Raw genomic sequence first — 14,856 nt, 5'->3', positions numbered from 1 at the left:
AGAGCGATGGGGCGCTTTTCGCGTCAAAGACGCGACAGCAGTGGAGGTTACGGCTTGCGCGCGTATGTCTCCCACTTGGAAGCGTGGTGCTCTGCCTCTACGAAGCGGACCGTCCCGGACTTGGAGCGCATCACGATTGACTGCGTCATGACGCGGTCCTTCTGGTAGCGCACGCCGTGGAGGAGGTCGCCGTCGGTGATGCCGGTTGCTGCGAAGTAGCAGTTGTCCGAGGTGACGAGGTCGTTCGTGGACAGGACGCGGTCGAGGTCGTGTCCGGCGTCGATGGCCTTCTGCTTTTCGTCGTCCGAGGTGGGCCACAGGCGGCCCTGGATGACACCACCGAGGGACTTGATGGCACAAGCCGTAACAATGCCCTCCGGTGTGCCACCGATGCCCATGAGGGCGTCGACGCCGGTGCCGGAGCGGGCCGCTGCGATGGCGCCGGCGACGTCACCGTCCATGATGAACTTGGTGCGGGCACCGGCTTCGCGGATTTCTTCCACGAGGGGGCGGTGACGGTCGCGGTCCAGGATCATGACGTTGAGCTGGTTGACTTTGACGCCCTTGGCCTTGGCGATGAGGTGCAGGTTCTGCTTGACGGGCAGGCGCAGGTCCACCATGTCGGCGGCTTCGGGGCCGGTGACGAGCTTCTCCATGTAGAACACGGCGGAGGGGTCGAACATGGATCCGCGCTCGGCAACTGCCAGCACCGCGAGGGCGTTGTTGATGCCGAGGGCGGTCAGGCGGGTTCCGTCGATGGGGTCGACGGCGACGTCGCACTCGGGACCGGTGCCGTCACCAACCTGCTCACCGTTGAACAGCATGGGGGCTTCATCTTTTTCGCCTTCACCGATGACCACAACGCCATTGAAGTGGACGGTTTGAAGGAATGAACGCATGGCATCCACGGCGGCGCCGTCTGCCTTGTTTTTGTCACCGAAACCTACCCAGTGGCCACCGGCAATTGCCGCGGCCTCGGTGACACGGACGAGTTCAAGCGCAAGGTTGCGGTCGGGTTCGTCGATGCCGACGGCGAGCGACGGCGAAATCGTGGAATACTGCTGGGTCATTGGTGCAGGAGACACTTGAACCTCTTCTTCGAGTGACGATTCACGGGACCGGACATGGTTGCGCGGGGCAACCCGGGGTTCCTCTATCAACGATCATAGTCGCCACGTGCTCCGGGAGTCATTGGATGACCGCGGCCCCCAGTACCCGTTGTGAGGTTGCCGGATGTGTGTTCCCTGCCGGGATAAGGGATCATGGAGGGGTGAGTGAAACGCAGGACAAGCCCGCAGCAGAGAACACCTCTGATGCTGCAGCGGCCAAGCAAAATGATGCCCAGGCAGCCCCGGATGCCCCCTTTAAACCCGTCATTGCGGCGAAAGCTGCCAAGCGGGCCAACGCTTCGGTCATCGGCATGGTCATTGCGCTACTGGTTTGTGTCCTGGCTTTCCTCCCCATTGTTTTGATGAACCCGGCGCCCAAGGGCGAGGGTTTCCGGCCTGATGTTGACGTCGCGGCCATCGCCCGCAACGCCACAGGTGTGGCGGGATTCACACCGGTCACCCCGGATACCGGCGACACATTCAAGCCCAATTACGCCCGGTGGGAGTCCGGCACGGGCAGCGGCGTGCCTACCTGGGAGATCGGTTTCCTGACTCCCAAGGAGAATTTCATCGGACTCACCCAGACCAGCCAGGCGAACCCCACGTGGGTTTTGCAGCAGACGGAGAACCTCCCCGTCACCGGCACCCGTGACGCGGGTGGCCAGGAATGGGAACTGCGGGACTCCGGCAAGGAAAAGCGCAGCATGGTCCTGGAATACCGCGGAACCACCATCGTTCTCAGCGGCACGGCAAACCTGGAAGAGTTCGCAACCCTGGCGGCCGCCGTCGTGAAGTCCGCAGAGCAGGCACCGCCTGCAAGCGTCCCGGCCACCGCAACTTCTTCCGCGCAGCCTTCCGCCTGACCGGCTATCCGGGTTAATCCGCGCAACAGTTTCACGGACTGCGGTGTCTGCGTCGTAAAGTAAGGCTCGTGCCTACTTACCTGACTCCAGCCCTGGCGTGGCGCCGTCTCCGCGAGGGCAACGAACGCTTTGTTTCCGGCGAATCCCTGCACCCCAACCAGGATGCTTCGCGACGCTCTTCGCTGATTGAGAACCAGAACCCGTTTGCCGTGATCTTCGGCTGCTCGGATTCCCGGCTCGCTGCAGAGATCATCTTTGACTTGGGCCTGGGTGACGCCTTCGTGGTGCGCACTGCGGGCCAGGTCATTGACGACGCAGTCCTCGGTTCACTCGAGTACAGCATCAGCGAACTCCGCGTGCCGTTGATCGTCATCCTCGGCCATGACAGCTGCGGTGCCGTGAAGGCCACCAAAGCGGCTGTGGAAACGGGCGAGATGCCTCCGGGCTTCATCCGCGACCTCGTGGAGCGCATCACGCCGTCGGTCCTGACGGCCAAGCGCAACAACCAGGACGACGTCAACGACATGGTGGTGGAGCACGTCAAGCAGACGGCAGCCCGTCTTGCTGACAGCTCGCGTGTGATTTCCGACGCCATCGACGACGACCGCGTTGCCGTCATCGGATTGTCCTACAAGCTTGACGAAGGCCGTGCGGCCCTCGTTTCCGGGATCGGCAAGCTCTAGGAAGACGTGCTCCGGCCGTGGCGCCGGAGCACGTAGCACTACCCTCCGGGTTTTCTGTGAGGCGTCCAATCGCCATAAGCTAGCCCCATGACTTCCACCACTGAGTTCCGTATTGAACATGACACGATGGGCGAAGTTCGCGTCCCCGTGAACGCCCTGTACCGCGCCCAGACGCAGCGTGCTGTGGAGAACTTCCCGATCTCCGGCAAGACGCTTGAGCGCACCCACATTGAGGCCCTGGCCCGCGTGAAGAAGGCAGCTGCCCTGGCGAATGCCGAACTGGGGGTGCTCGATGGTGAGCTCGCCGAGGCTATCGCCGCTGCTGCCGATGAGGTAGCCACCGGTAAGTACGACGGCGACTTCCCGATTGACGTCTTCCAGACCGGCTCGGGCACTTCCTCCAACATGAACACCAACGAGGTCATCGCCGAGCTCGCATCGCGCGCCCTCGCGGCCGCCGGGAGTGACAAAGTTGTCCACCCGAACGACCATGTGAACGCCTCGCAGTCCTCCAACGATGTCTTCCCGACATCCGTACACGTTGCCGCCACTTCGGCCCTGATCAACGACCTCATCCCGGCGCTCGACTACCTTGCTGCTTCCCTGGACCGTAAGGCTGTGGAGTTCAAGGACGTCGTCAAGTCCGGCCGTACCCACCTCATGGATGCCACTCCGGTCATGCTCGGCCAGGAGTTCGGCGGTTATGCAGCACAGGTCCGCTATGGCATTGAGCGCATCAACGCCGCACTCCCCCGCGTTGCTGAAGTTCCCCTCGGTGGTACCGCTGTGGGCACCGGCATCAACACCCCGGCCGGCTTCCCGGAGCGTGTAATCGAGCTCCTGGCCGCCGATACCGGCTTGCCGTTGACCGAGGCACGCGACCACTTCGAAGCCCAGGCAAACCGCGACGGCCTGATCGAGGGTTCCAGCCAGCTCCGCAACATCGCGATCTCCTTCATGAAGATCAACAACGACCTCCGCTGGATGGGCTCCGGCCCCAACACGGGCCTGGGTGAGATCGCCATCCCGGACCTTCAGCCGGGCTCCTCCATCATGCCGGGCAAGGTCAACCCGGTCATCTGCGAAGCGTCCATCATGGTCTGCGCACAGGTGATCGGCAACGACACCGCCATCGCTTGGTCCGGCACCAACGGCGCGTTCGAGCTCAACGTGGGCATCCCCGTCATGGCTGCCAACCTGCTTGAGTCCATCCGCCTGCTGGCCAACACCAGCCGCGTCATGGCCGACAAGATGATCGACGGCATCACCGCCAACGTTGAGCGCGCGCGCTTCCTCGCCGAGGCTTCTCCGTCAATCGTCACCCCGCTGAACAAGTACATCGGGTACGAGAACGCCGCCAAGATCGCAAAGATCGCCGTCAAGGAAAGCCTGACCATCCGCCAGGCCACCGAGAAGCTCGGCTTCGTCGGTGAAGGTGAAGGCAAGGTCACCGAGGCACAGCTGGACAAGGCTCTTGACGTAACCACCATGACCGCCCCGGCCCACAAGGCCTGACTTTCGGTCTAAAACTCACAGCACGACGACGGCCGGTACCTTTCGTACGAAAGGTACCGGCCGTCGTCGTACCCGGAAGTTTTGTACAGCAGATGCCCTCAAAACCCTTCCTATGGGTCATTACCTAGGCAAGAACTCTGGTAGATTTTGCACTTTCGCGATTAGAGTGCAAAACTTTACTTTGTGAGCAATAGTGCAAATACTGACGGTGGTCTTCGCGAGCGCAAGCGGGCTGCCACGCGGACGGCGATCACCGCCGTCGCGCGTTCCATGACCGCGGCGCGTGGCCTGAGCGGTTTTACTGTTGAGGAAGTGTGCGAAGAAGCGGGGATTTCGCGCCGGACCTTCTTCAACTACTTCCACTCCAAGGAAGACGCAGTGATCGGCTCGTTCTCGGATGAGTTGCCCGAAGATGCCTTGGAGACCTTCAACCGGAACCCAACGCGCACCCCTGGCAGCATCTCCGGGACTCTTTTGGCAGCCCTGCATGTGCTCACTGTGACCCTGATGGAGCGTTCATCCATCAGCCGCACGGAAGTCCAACAGTTCATCGCTGCCATCACGGCCGAACCACAACTCCTGGCGCGGCTAACCCTCGAAGGGGAAGCCCGCGAACGTCAATTCGCCGCGCTGGTTGCCGCCCGCGAAGGACTGGAACCGGATCACCCCGAAGTCATGACGGCCACCGCATTGTTCGGGGCCGTCTCCAAGAAAACCGCACAGCAATTCTTCTCGGAGGACAACGCGCGCCCGTACCGCGGGATCCTCGAACAGAACCTCAACGCCGCACGGAAACTCTTCGCCCAGCCACTGGCCACGAACCAACAACTGGGCCCCAACCCCCTTGAAACCTCGAAGGACCCCGCATGAGTACACTCTCGAAAGCAGCCGAACCATTGCTGCTGACCCAGAAACGCATCTGGATTATCTTCTCGGCGCTGATCGCAGGCATGCTCCTGTCCAGCCTCGACCAGACCATCGTTTCCACCGCCATGCCCACCATCGTGGGCAAGCTGGGCGGTGTGGAGCACCAGGCATGGATCACCACGGCATATCTCCTTGCCACCACCATCGTGATGCCCATTTACGGCAAATTCGGTGACATCCTGGGGCGTCGCAACCTGTTCCTCGCGGCCATCGCCCTCTTCACGCTCGCATCCGTGGGCTGCGCGTTCGCGACTGATTTCTGGGGCTTCGTGATCTTCCGCGCCATCCAGGGCTTGGGCGGCGGCGGCCTCATGATCCTGTCTCAGGCGATCATCGCTGACATTGTTCCCGCCAAGGAGCGCGGCAAGTACATGGGTCCGCTGGGCGCCATCTTCGGCCTTTCCGCTGTAGCCGGTCCTTTGCTGGGTGGGTTCTTCGTAGACCACCTCACTTGGGAATGGGCTTTCTACATCAACATCCCCATCGGCATCGCTGCGTTCATCACCGCCTGGTTCACGTTAACGCTGCCCAACAAGAAGGCAGAGAAGAAGATCGACATCCTTGGTGTCCTGTTTCTCTCCGCGGCCACCACATGCCTCATCTTCTTCACCGACTTCGGCGGCAAGAAGGACGAGGGCTGGGACTCCCCCCTTACCTGGGCGTTTGGCGCCGGCATGGTGCTGGCCGCCTTTGCCTTCGTGATGGTTGAACGTCGCGCCGAGGACCCCATCATTCCGCTGAGCCTCTTCAAGAACCCCATCTTCATCAACGCCACGGCAATCGGCTTCACGCTGGGCCTGGGCATGTTTGCTGCCATTGCCTTCGTTCCTACGTTCCTGCAGATGTCTTCCGGAACGTCTGCCGCTGAGTCGGGCCTGCTGATGCTGCCCATGATGGTGGGCCTGATGGGTACATCGATCTACTCCGGTATCCGCATTTCCAAGACCGGCAAGTACAAGATGTACCCCATCCTGGGTGCAGCGCTCACCATCGCCGCCATGCTGTGGCTGACCACGCTCACGGCGGCAACGCCCATCTGGGTCATCTGCGTGCAGCTCTTCATCTTTGGCGCGGGCCTTGGCCTGATCATGCAGGTCATCGTCCTGGTAGTGCAGAACTCCGTTCCCGCTGACCAGATTGGTACGGCAACCAGTACCAACAACTACTTCCGCGAAGTAGGGGCATCGCTGGGTGTGGCAGTCTTTGGAGCAATTTTCACCAACCGTTTGGCGGAATCGCTCACCGAGGCCTTCACCGGTGCCGGCGCTTCTGCTGACCAGGCTTCACAATCCACCAGCACCCTGGATCCCCAGGCCTTGGCCCAGATGCCTGAACAGTTGCGCGATGCGATCGTCAATGCCTACGCCAACTCCCTGGCGCCCGTCTTCTGGTACTTGGTTCCGTTCATTGCCATCGCACTGATCCTGGCCATCACACTGAAGCAGATTCCCCTCTCCGATACCGCCGGAATGGTGGCGCGCGGCGAGGCTGTGGGTGGCGAGGAAGCAGACAGGCTTGAGGCCAAGCGCCTTGAAACTGCCCGCCTGGAAGCGGATCTGGCAGCCTCCGGTGATGGTGAAAAGGACCGTCCAACAGCTGATGCGGGGCGTCAGTAGCGTTAGTCCTCCACTTGGTATGCCACGGGGCCTTCGGGCTCCGTGGCAAGCCTGATGGCTTCGAGATTTCCGGCACTCATTCCCGGAAGGTCGTCCAGCGTGAACCACCCAACGGCCAGTGATTCGTCATCGTTCACCCGCGCCTCTCCCGAGATGTACCGGCACCGGAACGTAATGTCCAGGAAGTCGCACACGTCGCCGTTCGGGAAGGTCACAGGGCCCACAACTCCGACGCCGATAATGCGCTCGGTCTCGGCCACCACCGCTGTTTCCTCAAAGATTTCGCGCACCAAACCAGGGGCCGGGTGCTCCCCCGGCTCAAGCATCCCTGTGATGAGTGTCCAGTGACCGTTGTCTGCACGCTGACCCAGCAACACCCTGCCTTCGTCATCGAATACCACTCCCCGCACGGCCGGCAGCCAAAGGGGGTCGTTACCGATCTTTTCCCGCAGTTTGAGCACGAATTCGGGTGCACCCATGGTGTCAGTTTTCCTTCGATTCGATCGTGGTGTGTGAGTCGCTGGCCTAAGCATGACTCAGCCCGGTGAACGCCGAGAATACGAACAGTGTTGCAACTTGGCCGCAGTTGGCACTGGTAGGAAGTTTCACGTGGGCAAGACCAGCATCGCGGCCGCCGCTCCAGCCAGCATGAAAGGGCCGAACGGGATGGCCGAGCGTAGCGTTCCACGCCGGGTAATCAGTATGCCCAAGCTCCACAGCCCTCCCAACAGGAAGGCGGCAAACGTTCCGGCAAAGACGTGGCCCCACCCCAGATAGCCCAGGTAGAGGCCCAACACGCCCGCCAGCTTGACGTCCCCGAAGCCCATGCCGGGAGGGTGAATGAGGCGCAGCACAAAATAGAACAGCCACAGCACGGCAGAGCCGGCCGGGACGGCCAGCCCTGGTACGCCAAAGAGCACAGCTGCAGCCGTTTCCTCCATGGCAGAATCACCGAATGGAACCAAGACCGCCGCAGCCGGCAAAAGTACTCCGACCACTGCATACGACGGGAACACGATGCGGTTCGGCAGAAGATGGCTCCGAACATCCATCACTGTCAACCGCCCTGCCATGACCACGAAGTACAGGCAGGAAGCCATTACCAGCCAAAAACCCAAGGGGCTGTCGGTCCAGAGGTCTGAGAGTCGTCGGATCACCTTCGGATGCTATCCCGCTTCAGCCTTCGGACCGGCTTGAACGCTTGGGTAAACTGTGGATATGGGGAGATACAGTGCAGCTGGACCGGGTTTTGACTTGTCCTCCACATTCCGCAATCTTTGCCGTTCTTCGCCGTGGAAGTGGACCAGCCTCCGCTTCGAGTACCTTGAACGGCCCGCATCGGGAGCAGCGATCGTCCGTGCATGGCTCAGGCGCCCGGGTGCACTCCGTCTTGAGACGCCGGACGGCCAGCTTCTGCACAGCACCACCGGAATCAACGATTCCCGGGATGACCTTTACGTCAGTTCCACCCGCCGTTCGTGGTTGCTTCCGGCCCACTTGGTCACCCCTGTATACGACGACGCCGGTCTGGTGCGCCGCCGCCCTGAGGCCGCGTACGGTGAACCCTCCTTCGGTAACGGTCGCCTGGCCGCCGCACTCGATCCCGTGGAACTTGCCGGCAAGGCCCCCGTTCCCTTGGAATTCCCGGATACCAACCCTGTGTTCCTTGAGCAACCGCGCGAAGTGGACCATGAGGGCCGCCTGGCCTTGGAAACAATCGTCAGGCCAAGCCGGACGTACCTCCCCTCGGATCCCTCCGAGCCATTGGCCCACCCCGGCCGCACACTGATCAGGATCGACGCCGGAACAGGCGTTTGCGTAGCCAGCCAAAGCCTGGACGGCGACTCCTCCGGCAAAGGCCACTGGCTCAAGATCCTGGCGGTGGACGAGTACATGCTGGATGACCTATTTCTCGCGGAGTCGATGAATCTCACGGACGTCCGCCGCCATATCTCATGGGATATTGGTCCCGCCGCCTGAACACCCTGCGCTGAGGGGCGGACTCTCTGCAGTATCCCGGCGCCAATGTCGCGAGATCCAACCCCTCAGCAACTGTGGCGGGATAGCACGGCGCCGAGGGACCCTTGCGATGTGACTCGCACGCCCCCTCCTTGCGGGCTAAGCTACGGCGATGACATCGCTGGCAGAAATGTGGCCCCCGTTCGGACTCACCCTCAACACACCGAGGCTGACCCTCCGTCCCGTTCTGGATCAAGACATCCCTTCAGCCGTAGCTGCGGCGCGTTCCGGAATCCACCAACCAGGCAAGAGCCCGTTCAGCATGCCATGGGCGGAACTTCCGGACGACGAACTCGCACCGAACATGGCGCAGTGGTACTGGCGCTGCCGGGCAAACTTCACCAAGGACTCCTGGACACTCCTCCTCGGAGTCTGGAACGACGACGAGCTCCTGGGCGTCCAGGACATCGGCGCCAAGAACTTCGGCACCCTCAAAACCGTCAGTACGGGCTCTTGGCTGAAGCAGGCCGCGCAGGGACAAGGCTTCGGCAAGGAGATGCGTTCCGCCGTCGTGAGCTTCGCGTTTGATTACCTGGGCGCCGAAGTAGCCGAGTCTGAGGCAGCCGTCTGGAACAACCAATCACTGGGAGTCTCCACCAGCCTCGGCTATGAACTGAACGGCACTTTCCGCGACGGCTGGGGCGAAAAAGTAGAGGAAGTCCAAAGGGTCCGCCTCACCCCCACCACCTACACCCGCCCCAACTGGACCCTGAAAGTCCTAGGCCACGAAGCCTTTTCCTCCTATCTCGGAATCGGACAACTTCCGGCAAGTGACTGAAAGGCGAAGGCCAGGCATCCGGCAGCGTGCGTCAAAAGCGAGGAACGAGCTAGCACGCGGAGGATGTCTGCCTTCGCCTTTGGCGAGCACGGCGTCGATGGGGTTAGATTTCAGCCCCTTCGAGCAGTTCCGTCACCAGGGCAGCAATGGGCGAACGTTCCGAGCGCGTCAGCGTGATGTGCCCGAACAGTGGGTGGCCCTTGAGCGTCTCCACTACTGCAGCGACGCCGTCATGGCGCCCCACACGGAGGTTGTCGCGTTGGGCGACGTCGTGGGTGAGGACGATTTTGGAGTTCTGTCCGATGCGGCTCATGACGGTGAGGAGGACGTTTTTCTCAAGTGACTGTGCTTCGTCCACGATCACAAAGGCATCGTGGAGCGATCGCCCGCGGATGTGGGTCAGGGGCAGGACTTCGAGCATGCCCCGGTCCATGACTTCTTCCACGACTTCCTGGCTGACCAATGCCCCGAGGGTGTCGAACACTGCCTGCGCCCAAGGGTTCATCTTTTCCGATTCCGAGCCGGGGAGGTATCCGAGTTCCTGGCCGCCCACTGCGTAGAGGGGACGGAACACCACCACCTTGCGGTGTTCCCGGCGTTCCAGGACGGCTTCCAGGCCCGCGCAGAGGGCGAGTGCAGACTTGCCCGTGCCAGCACGGCCGCCGATGGAGACGATCCCTACGGCCGGGTCCATGAGGAGGTCGATGGCCAGCCGTTGTTCTGCTGAGCGTCCGTGGAGTCCGAACACGTCCCGATCGCCTTTGACGAGGCGGACTTGTTTGTCCGCTCCTACCCGGCCCAACGCAGAGCCGCGGTTGGAGAGAAGAACGAGTCCCGTGTTGACGGGCAGTTCTGCGGCGGCGGGGATGAAGGCGGGTTCGTGGCCGTAGAGGGTGGTGATTTCCTCTTCGGTTGCGTCCACTTCGGCCATACCGGTCCATCCGGAGTCTTTGACGAGTTCATTGCGGTATTCGTCAGCTTGGAGGCCCATGGCGGAGGCTTTGACGCGCATGGGGAGGTCTTTGGAGACGACGGTGACGTTGTGGCCCTCGTTGGCCAGGTTTTTGGCAACAGCCAGGATGCGGCTGTCGTTGTCGCCTCCACGGAATCCTGCGGGCAACACTTCCGGTGAAATGTGGTTCATTTCCACCCGGAGCATTCCGCCGTCTTTCCCGATGGGGATGGAGTGATCCAGCCCGCCGTGCTCGATTCTGAGGTCGTCCAGGAGTCTCAGGGCTTTTCGGGCGAAGTAACCCAGCTCGGGGTCGTGGCGTTTTCCCTCCAGTTCGCTGATGACCACGATGGGGACGATCACCTCGTGTTCGGCGAAGCGCAACAGTGCGTGTGGATCGGATAGCAGGACGGACGTATCGATCACGTAGCTGCGGCCTGTGGCGGATGGTGCAGTCCGCGCTTTTTGTGAGACCCGCTTGGCGCGAGAGGTAGCTGCACTTTCCCCGTCGGAAACCATTGCGGGCAGTTGCTCAGAAATAGCCACATCGACTCCAGCCCCGGGCAGATCGCCCGGCCTAATGGTGAAGCGGCTCGGCCGGAAGGCCGGGCGTGGCCTCCCGTGTAACTGGTGCGATAGTCCGCTCCATATACTGGCCTCCCCGATCAGCGGGCGGTTTTGCCTGCTGATGGGATTAACGTAATCCTCAGCACATTCATTTCCGCAATCTGCGCTCGGCAAGTCGCATGTCCAGATCGTTAAGTTTTGGTGAACCGGGCCGCACTTAGGTTCCGAATCGCCTCTGGCGCCCGGCGTAGTCCCTCAGCGCGCGGAGGAAATCGACCTTGCGGAAGGCAGGCCACAGGGCTTCGCAGAAGTAGAACTCGCTGTAGGCGCTTTGCCACATAAGGAAACCTGAGAGCCGTTGCTCACCTGAGGTGCGGATAACCAGGTCCGGATCGGGTTGGCCGCGGGTGTAGAGGAACCGGGAGATGTCGTCCACCGAAAGTTCATCTGCGACGTCGGACATGCTGCGCCCTTTGGCGTCGGCGTCGTGAAGTAGTTCCCGTACGGCGTCGACGATTTCACGGCGGCCGCCGTAGCCGACAGCCACGTTCACGTGGATCTTTTCGTGGACCGGGGTGCGGGCGGTGAGTTTATTGAGGCGCTCGGCAAGGTAGTCCGGCAAAAGCTCCGGTGCGCCCATGGCGTGCACGGAGACGTCTTCGTCTTCGTCGAGCCGGTCCATGGTGTTGGCAATGATGCCCATAAGGAGGTCCAGTTCTTCACCGGATCGGCTCATATTGTCCGTGGAGAGCATGTAGAGGGTCACGACTTTGACGCCGAGTTCCTGGCACCAGCCAAGGAACTCGTGGATCTTGTCTGCGCCGGCTTGGTGCCCTTGGCTGGTGGGGGCATTGAACTGCCGGGCCCACCGACGGTTTCCGTCCACCATGACGCCGATATGGCCGGGGATTCTGTCTTGCTTGAGGGAGCGCAGCAATTTGCGCTCATAGAAGCCATAGAGGAAACCGGGCAGCTCCACCGGACTCTCACCTGACTTCCTTGCTTGTACGACGACGGCGCACATCCAAGGCTACCGCCCCGAACTGCAGGGCCGGTGCACTCGCCGGTCAAATTCCTCCCACTGCTTGTTACCAGTGGGTAACTTACTGGAACGTAAGTTATTCTGGTCCCATGGCTGAGCTTCTCGAAACCAAGCCCCTCTGGCGTGGCTGGATCCACGCCGTCGCCGCCCCCTTTGCGCTAGCGGCCGGCATTGTCCTGGTGAGTGTTGCCCCCACCCCGGATCGCAAAATCACCTCAGCGATTTATGCGCTGACGGGCTTCCTGCTTTTTGGCGTGAGCGCTGTCTACCATCGCGGAAACTGGACGCCCAAAGTCCAGATGCTGCTCAAACGGTTTGACCATACCAACATCATGCTTGTGATCGCCGGCAGCTATACGCCCTTGGCATGGTCCCTGCTGGAGCGATCACAGGCAGTGACCCTGCTATGGCTGGTGTGGTCCGGCGCCATAGTTGGCGTTCTCTTCCGGATTCTGTGGACACACGCACCCCGTTGGCTCTATGTGCCGGTGTACATTGCCCTGGGCTGCGGAGCGCTGTTCTATCTGCCACAGTTCTTCACCGCCAACGCCCCGGCAGCAATACTCATCTGCGTGGGCGGCGCGCTGTACATCGCCGGGGCGGTGTTCTACGCCCTCAAAAAGCCAAACTTCAGCGTCCAGCACTTCGGCTTCCACGAGCTCTTCCACGCCTTCACGGTGCTGGCCTTCGCAGCGCACTTCGCCGCCATCATGATGGCGGTCCTGAGCTAGGCTGCAGCTTCCCGTCCGGCGAATCCGTGCGGATCAGCGGGACCTGCGATGAGCGGGACCCACTACTAGGGAGACCCACTACTAGCGAGTTCGGGGACCGCTTTCGTCAGTCTCATCAGCGGAGCTGCCGGCGCCGGCCGGGGCGCTTCCATCGGCGGAGTCACCCTCCCCTGCAGTGTCGCCTGCCTCGGCGGCCAGGCGCGCTTCCTCCACCTGAGCACGGTAGCGGACGCGGCGAATCCTGCGAACCATGTCAACGATCAAAAGCGTGGTCAAAATCACGATGAAGGCCGTGAGGACAAAGCCCCACGTACCCGGTGTCACCTGATCTTCGGACAGGCCGGGCCGCAGCGTGCCCGTGGGATCGGGCGACGGAGTGACGGTCAGGGCAAGAATCAAGTGATGCACTTTCAAACCTTCTATGGGAGCGGATGCGTGCCGGCTGGCAGCGCGTGGCCGGTAATCCGGCTGGCCTCACGGCAATTTCTACGAGCGATAGAAACTACCGGCTTTCCTATCTTATCCCCGCGAAGAGATCCTTTTCCGGCAGCTCGGAAGGGACCGTGGACTTGATCAGGGTGTAGTCCTCCCACGGCCAGGTGGTCCGCTGCAAATCCGGCGATACGGCGAAGAAGAAGCCCAAGGGATCGATCTGGGTCCGGTGTGCACGCAAGGCGTCATCCCGGGCTTCGAAGAAATCACCGCAATCGACCTGCGTGGTGGTCTGGTGCCCTGCCTCCGTTGCAGTGTGACCTTCAGCGTCGGCTTCCAGCCAGGCAGCAAGCCGCTCGGCGTAAGGGGACTGCAGCCCGGCCTCTTCCAAAGCAAAATGCAGGGCACGGAATCGTTCGGGACTGAAGGCGCGGTCGTAGTAGAGCTTGCTGGGCGCCCACGGTTCACCCATGCCGGGATAGCGCTCAGGATCGCCTGCGGCCTCGAAGGCTTCCACTGCCACCTTGTGGGCCATGATGTGGTCCGGGTGCGGATAACCGCCGTTTTCGTCGTAGCTGAGGATGACGTGCGGCTTGAAGCTGCGCACAAGCCGGACCAGGGGCGCCGTGGCGCGTTCCAAGGGCTGCAAGGCGAAGCAACCCGGGGGCAGCGGCGGCAAGGGGTCGCCTTCGGGAAGACCCGAGTCCACAAAGCCCAGCCAACGCTGCTGAATTCCCAGAACAGCGGCCGCGTTGGCCATCTCAAGGCGCCGGGCGCCGGCCATGTCCCGTTTGGGGTGGGGGGCCTCTTCCATGGCGGGGTTCTGGATGTCGCCCCGCGAGCCGTCCGTGCAGGTGGCAACCATGACGTCCACTCCGGCAGCGGCGTACATCGCCATGGTTGCTGCACCCTTGCTGGACTCATCATCCGGGTGGGCGTGGACGGCGAGCAGCCGCAGCTGCTGGTCGGAACTGCTGGACGCTGTCACGTGACGGCTCCTCTTTCATGGATCGAGCTTTTGGGGCGGTGATGTGGCACCGGGATCGGCACTAAACTGGATGGGTGACTTCAGAGGACCTATCGGCCACCCAAGTACCGGCAAGCTCCAGCCTAGCCAATCGCTACGGCGGTCAAAAGCGCGCCATGACGCGCAAGACCAAGCGGAACATCGTCATCGCCGCCCTGGTGCTCGGGATTGGGTTCGCCGCCTACGTGGCTACGGGCTCGGCCCAGGCCCCTGTCACCTTCAAAGACATCGGTTACAGCACCGTGGACGACACCCAGGCAGAGGTGGACTACCAGGTCACAAAGTACCCCGGGGCCACAGCCAAATGTGCCATCAAAGCCCTGGATTCCAAGTTCGCGGTGGTGGGCTGGCAGGTAGTGGAGATCGGGCCCAACGATCCCCAGGACGATCCCGACGGCGGCAGCACCACCGTGCAGCGAACTGTCCTGCGGACCGAGTCCCCGGCCGTCTCCGGTGTGGTGGACAACTGCTGGATCGTGGACAGCGGCAAATAACACCTCATGTGAGCCAGGACTCAACCGGTTTGGGTTCGTCCAGAGGATTTACTACAATGGATGAAACCTTCACCCCGTTAAGTTGGTTACTGAGATTTATG

At 61.8% G+C, this 14,856-nt stretch carries 16 protein-coding genes; 9 read left to right on the top strand and 7 right to left on the bottom strand.

Annotation, left to right across the window (positions count from 1 at the left end; translation table 11 throughout):
- Positions 1-47: 47 nt before the first annotated feature.
- Positions 48-1,070, bottom strand: a complete 1,023-nt coding sequence (gene glpX / locus J7I86_RS01935) for a class II fructose-bisphosphatase (RefSeq protein WP_026542808.1) — start codon at positions 1,068-1,070, stop codon at positions 48-50.
- A gap of 200 nt (positions 1,071-1,270) precedes the next feature.
- On the opposite strand from glpX, the gene J7I86_RS01930 reads away from it, so the two are divergent.
- The 5 genes from J7I86_RS01930 to J7I86_RS01910 all read left to right on the top strand — a co-directional run bounded on the left by J7I86_RS01930 (position 1,271) and on the right by J7I86_RS01910 (position 6,713).
- Positions 1,271-1,972: a DUF4245 domain-containing protein gene (locus J7I86_RS01930; RefSeq protein ID WP_309476641.1), complete on the top strand. Its 702-nt coding sequence runs from the start codon at positions 1,271-1,273 to the stop codon at positions 1,970-1,972.
- A gap of 68 nt (positions 1,973-2,040) precedes the next feature.
- Complete coding sequence (locus J7I86_RS01925) at positions 2,041-2,655, top strand: carbonic anhydrase (protein ID WP_214815093.1); 615 nt, start codon at positions 2,041-2,043, stop codon at positions 2,653-2,655.
- A gap of 87 nt (positions 2,656-2,742) precedes the next feature.
- Positions 2,743-4,170 (top strand): class II fumarate hydratase, encoded by a 1,428-nt coding sequence (locus J7I86_RS01920; protein WP_214815092.1) that lies wholly within the window; start codon positions 2,743-2,745, stop codon positions 4,168-4,170.
- Between the two features lie 183 nt (positions 4,171-4,353).
- Positions 4,354-5,040, top strand: coding sequence for a TetR/AcrR family transcriptional regulator (locus J7I86_RS01915; protein ID WP_214815091.1), 687 nt, complete (start codon positions 4,354-4,356; stop codon positions 5,038-5,040).
- On the top strand, positions 5,037-6,713 hold the full coding sequence (locus J7I86_RS01910; protein WP_214815090.1) for an MDR family MFS transporter: 1,677 nt from the start codon (positions 5,037-5,039) through the stop codon (positions 6,711-6,713). Before J7I86_RS01915 ends, J7I86_RS01910 begins: the two co-directional genes overlap by 4 nt.
- Positions 6,714-6,715: 2 nt before the next feature.
- Here the strand turns inward: J7I86_RS01910 and J7I86_RS01905 are convergent, their stop codons facing one another.
- Together J7I86_RS01905 and J7I86_RS01900 are read right to left on the bottom strand one after the other, a co-directional pair.
- Positions 6,716-7,192 carry an NUDIX domain-containing protein gene (locus J7I86_RS01905; RefSeq protein ID WP_214815089.1) on the bottom strand — a complete coding sequence of 159 codons (477 nt, stop codon included), beginning with the start codon at positions 7,190-7,192 and terminating at the stop codon, positions 6,716-6,718.
- Positions 7,193-7,318: 126 nt separating this feature from the next.
- Positions 7,319-7,870, bottom strand: coding sequence for an A24 family peptidase (locus J7I86_RS01900; RefSeq protein WP_214815088.1), 552 nt, complete (start codon positions 7,868-7,870; stop codon positions 7,319-7,321).
- A 61-nt stretch (positions 7,871-7,931) separates the two neighbouring features.
- On the opposite strand from J7I86_RS01900, the gene J7I86_RS01895 reads away from it, so the two are divergent.
- Together J7I86_RS01895 and J7I86_RS01890 are read left to right on the top strand one after the other, a co-directional pair.
- Positions 7,932-8,693 (top strand): hypothetical protein, encoded by a 762-nt coding sequence (locus tag J7I86_RS01895; RefSeq protein ID WP_214815087.1) that lies wholly within the window; start codon positions 7,932-7,934, stop codon positions 8,691-8,693.
- Positions 8,694-8,844: 151 nt separating this feature from the next.
- The gene (locus J7I86_RS01890) at positions 8,845-9,510 is read left to right on the top strand and encodes a GNAT family N-acetyltransferase (protein ID WP_214815086.1); all 666 of its coding nucleotides are present in this window, start codon (positions 8,845-8,847) and stop codon (positions 9,508-9,510) included.
- Between the two features lie 103 nt (positions 9,511-9,613).
- Here J7I86_RS01890 and J7I86_RS01885 read toward each other — a convergent pair whose 3' ends face one another.
- Both J7I86_RS01885 and J7I86_RS01880 read right to left on the bottom strand, forming a co-directional pair.
- Complete coding sequence (locus J7I86_RS01885; protein WP_214815085.1) at positions 9,614-11,008, bottom strand: PhoH family protein; 1,395 nt, start codon at positions 11,006-11,008, stop codon at positions 9,614-9,616.
- 238 nt (positions 11,009-11,246) lie between these two features.
- Positions 11,247-12,053: an isoprenyl transferase gene (locus tag J7I86_RS01880; protein ID WP_214815084.1), complete on the bottom strand. Its 807-nt coding sequence runs from the start codon at positions 12,051-12,053 to the stop codon at positions 11,247-11,249.
- 107 nt (positions 12,054-12,160) lie between these two features.
- On the opposite strand from J7I86_RS01880, the gene J7I86_RS01875 reads away from it, so the two are divergent.
- Complete coding sequence (locus tag J7I86_RS01875; protein WP_214815083.1) at positions 12,161-12,802, top strand: hemolysin III family protein; 642 nt, start codon at positions 12,161-12,163, stop codon at positions 12,800-12,802.
- A gap of 81 nt (positions 12,803-12,883) precedes the next feature.
- On the opposite strand, the gene J7I86_RS01870 is transcribed toward J7I86_RS01875, so the two are convergent.
- Positions 12,884-13,210 (bottom strand): hypothetical protein, encoded by a 327-nt coding sequence (locus J7I86_RS01870; RefSeq protein ID WP_214815082.1) that lies wholly within the window; start codon positions 13,208-13,210, stop codon positions 12,884-12,886.
- 106 nt (positions 13,211-13,316) lie between these two features.
- Positions 13,317-14,222 carry a mycothiol conjugate amidase Mca gene (mca, locus tag J7I86_RS01865; protein WP_214815081.1) on the bottom strand — a complete coding sequence of 302 codons (906 nt, stop codon included), beginning with the start codon at positions 14,220-14,222 and terminating at the stop codon, positions 13,317-13,319.
- Positions 14,223-14,296: 74 nt separating this feature from the next.
- On the opposite strand from mca, the gene J7I86_RS01860 reads away from it, so the two are divergent.
- A complete protein-coding gene (locus J7I86_RS01860) occupies positions 14,297-14,755 on the top strand; it encodes a DUF4307 domain-containing protein (RefSeq protein WP_214815080.1) in 459 nt (152 codons plus the stop codon).
- The last annotated feature ends 101 nt before the right edge of the window (positions 14,756-14,856 follow it).

The organism is Arthrobacter sp. ISL-95 (assembly GCF_018613695.1).
Taxonomy (GTDB): Bacteria; Actinomycetota; Actinomycetes; order Actinomycetales; family Micrococcaceae; genus Arthrobacter.
The sequence above is the reverse complement of the archived record's forward strand: the minus strand, read 5'-3'. Positions and strand labels throughout refer to the sequence as shown.